Genomic DNA, 3,474 nt, shown 5'->3' with positions numbered 1-3,474 from the left:
CCCAGGGCGTTGACCATGGTGGTATGGCTGTCGGTCCCGACCAGGGTATCCGGACAGGTCACCGCCGCGCCCTGCGCGGTGCGGCGCGTGGTCGCCACCTCGGCCAGGTATTCGATGTTGATCTGGTGCAGGATGCCCTTGCCGGGCGGCACCAGCCGCAGGTTGTCGAACGCGCCCTGGGCCCATTTCAGGAAGGTGTAGCGCTCGCGGTTCTGACGGTATTCGCGCGCCTCGTTGGCCTGGCGCGCGCCGGCATGGCCGCCTTCCTCGGCGATCAGCGAATGATCGACAATCAGGTCGGTGGGGATCAGCGGATTGATGCGGCGCGGATCGCCGCCGCGCGCCTGCAGCGCATCGCGCATGGCGGCCAGGTCGATCAGGCTGGGAATGCCGCTAACGTCCTGCGCCAGCACCCGCGTCGGATGCAGCCAGACATCGGCGGGCGCATCCGGCGCCGGCGCGTCGGGGTGATAGGCCCGCAGCAGGGCCAGCGCATGCGGCCGGTGGCTGTGGATGGCGCTTTCATGCCGCAACGCGTTCTCGATCAGCACGCGCGCAACGTAGGGCAGGCGGCCGGCCTGCAGGCCGTGCTCGGCGGCGAAGGCCGGCACGCTGAAATGGCGGCCATACTCCGCGTCCGGGTCGTAGGCCTGCAGATAGGGATCTTGCTCGGGGGGCTGCACGATACGTCTGTCTCCGTTCCGTTGTCGCCGGGTCGGCGCCCGGCTGTCTTCATGGCGTGTCAGGCGGCCTTGTCAGCGTACAGCGCGTCGAGCCGCTCTTCATAGGCGAAATAGCCAATGCTTTCATACAGTTCCATGCGCGTCTGCATCTGGTCGAGCACGCCGCGCTGGGTGCCGTCGCGGCGGATCGCCTCGTAGGTGCGCTGGGCCGCGCGGTTCATGGCGCGGAAGGCCGACAGCGGATAGAGCACCATGCCGACCTGCGCGGCGGCCAGTTCCTGCACCGTCAGCAGCGGCGTCTGGCCGAATTCGGTGATGTTGGCCAGGATGGGCGCCGGCAGCGCGCGGGCGAAATCGCGAAAGCCCTCCAGGTCATGCACCGCTTCGGGAAAGGCGATGTCGGCGCCGGCCTCGACGCAGGCGGACAGCCGGTCCAGCGCGCTCTGGCGGCCTTCGCTGGCCAGCGCATCGGTGCGGGCGATGATGACGAAATGCGGATCGGTGCGGGCGTCGACGGCCGCCTTGATGCGGTCGACCATCTCCGGCAGGGTCACCACTTCCTTGTTGGGGCGATGGCCGCAACGCTTGGCGCCGGCCTGGTCCTCGATCTGCATGGCGGCGGCGCCCGCGGCGATCATCGAACGGGTGGTGCGCGCCACATTGAAGGCCGACGCGCCAAAGCCGGTGTCGACATCGACCACCAGGGGCAGGGGGCAGACTTCGGTAATGCGGCGCACGTCCGTCAGCACGTCCTCCAGGCCGACGATGCCCAGGTCGGGCACGCCCAGCGACCCCGCCGCCACGCCGCCGCCCGACAGGTAGATGGCGCGAAAGCCGGCCTGCCGCGCCAGCAGCGCATGGTTGGCGTTGATGGCGCCGACCACCTGCAGGGGCTGCTCGGCCTGCATTGCCTTGCGCAGTCGCAGGCCGGCGCTGGCCGGCAGGTCGGATTCGGGGGAAGTCATCATGGGGAGGCTCCGGGGTGGGTAAGGGCAGGGGAGTGATGACTTTCCATCAAGCAAGATGCATGCCAATCGCGCCTTCCCTGGGAGGGGTGGCGGCGCGGCGGGGTAGGGTTTTCATAATTGAAATGCGGCCATCGCAATGATGAAATCCCCACTTCGACCTTCGCTCCCGATGCCGCCATGCTGACTGTCCCGACACCCGTGGAATCCGACCTGGCGGCGCTGCCGCGCATCTGGGCCGTGGGCGTGGCGCGCATCGCCCGCACCTTCGCCCAGATCCTGCCCAGTTACGCCCAGCGCGGCGAATTCAAGCTGATCGAAGCCGGTTTCGACGCCGCCGCCAGCGTCATCAACGAGGCCGCGCGCCAGGGCCGCGTCGACGTGGTGGTGGCGGCCGGCCTGAACGGCAGCTATCTGCGCCGCCACGTCACGGTGCCGGTGGTGCAGGTCAAGATCAGCGGTTTCGAGGTCATGAACGCGCTGGCCACGGCGCGCCGGATCTCGCCGCGCGTGGCCTTGCTGGGCCAGCACGCGCAGTACCCGGAACTGCAGACCTTCATGCAGACCTTCGCCGTCGACATCCTGGTGCGCACCTACCGCGATCAGGACGACGCACTGGCCCAGGCCAAGCAGCTCAAGGACGAAGGCATCGAGGTCCTGGTCGGTTCGGGCCTGATCGTCGACTATGCCGAGCGCATGGGAATGGCCGGCGTGCTGGTGTATTCGCTGGCCACGGTGGCCGCGTGCATCGAGGACGCCATCGAGATCACCCGCCTGCAGCGCGTCGAGTCGGGCCGGCGCGAGTACCTCAACGCGGTGCTGGCCAACCTGGACGAAGGCGTGGCCGCGGTCGACGCCGCCGGCCGCGTGCAGGCGCTCAATCCGGCCGTCGAACGCCTGCTGGGCATCACCGCCGCCGGCCTGGCCGGACGAAGGCTGGAGGAAATATCGCCGGCGCTGTCGCTGGACGAGGTGCTGCGCAGCGGCAAGCGCGAAGCCGAATCGGTGCATCGGCTCGGCGGCAAGATGGTGGTGGTGAACCGGATTCCGCTGGCAACCGGGGCCGGCCTGTCGGGCGCGGTGCTGACCCTGCAGGAAGCCGGCGCCATCCACCGCGCCGACCGCAGCCTGCGCACGCGGGCCCGCACCCGTGTGCGCACCGTGCGCTACACGCTGGACGACCTGCACGGCCAGTCCGAGCCGCTGGCGAAGGCCCGCATGCTCGGCCTGCGCTACGCCCGCGTCGATTCGACGGTGCTGATCGGCGGCGAGAGCGGCACCGGCAAGGAAGTCATGGCCCAGGGCATCCACCAGGCCAGCGCGCGCCATCATTTCCCCTTCATCGCGGTCAACTGCGCTTCGCTGCCCGAAACCCTGCTGGAAAGCGAGCTGTTCGGCTACGAAGACGGCGCCTTCAGCGGCGCGCGCCGCGGCGGCAAGCCCGGGCTGTTCGAGGCGGCCCACAACGGCACGCTGTTCCTGGACGAGATCGGCGACATGCCGCCGGCGCTGCAGATCCGCCTGCTGCGCGTGCTGCAGGAACGGCAGGTGATGCCCGTGGGCGGCAGTGAACCGGTGCCGGTCAACGTGCGCATCATGGCCGCCACCCATCGCGACCTGGCGGCCATGGTCGCGGCCGGCGCCTTCCGCCAGGACCTGTTCTTCCGCCTGAACATCCTGCGCATCGACATGCCGACGCTGCGCGAGCGGCGCGACGACATCTGGCTGCTGGCGCAGAACCTGTACCAGCGGGTGCGGCAGAACCTGGGCCTGGCCGGCGAGCCGCCGTTGCCCGACGCCTTGCGCGACGCGTTGCTGGCCTATGC

At 69.5% G+C, this 3,474-nt stretch carries 3 protein-coding genes; 1 reads left to right on the top strand and 2 read right to left on the bottom strand.

Going from position 1 to position 3,474, the window contains the following annotated elements; all coding sequences use genetic code 11:
* Both BI327_RS40555 and prpB read right to left on the bottom strand, forming a co-directional pair.
* The coding region (locus BI327_RS40555) for an aconitase family protein (protein WP_245335081.1) at nt 1-683 on the bottom strand (683 nt) is incomplete at its 3' end.
* 59 nt (nt 684-742) lie between these two features.
* Nucleotides 743-1,651 (bottom strand): methylisocitrate lyase, encoded by a 909-nt coding sequence (gene prpB, locus BI327_RS40550; RefSeq protein WP_033504383.1) that lies wholly within the window; start codon nt 1,649-1,651, stop codon nt 743-745.
* 177 nt (nt 1,652-1,828) lie between these two features.
* Here prpB and prpR point away from each other — a divergent pair.
* Nucleotides 1,829-3,474: propionate catabolism operon regulatory protein PrpR (gene prpR / locus BI327_RS40545; protein ID WP_076867227.1), on the top strand; the 1,646-nt coding region annotated here is incomplete at its 3' end.

Source organism: Bradyrhizobium mercantei (genome assembly GCF_001982635.1).
GTDB lineage: Bacteria > Pseudomonadota > Alphaproteobacteria > Rhizobiales > Xanthobacteraceae > Bradyrhizobium > Bradyrhizobium mercantei.
The sequence above is the reverse complement of the archived record's forward strand: the minus strand, read 5'-3'. Positions and strand labels throughout refer to the sequence as shown.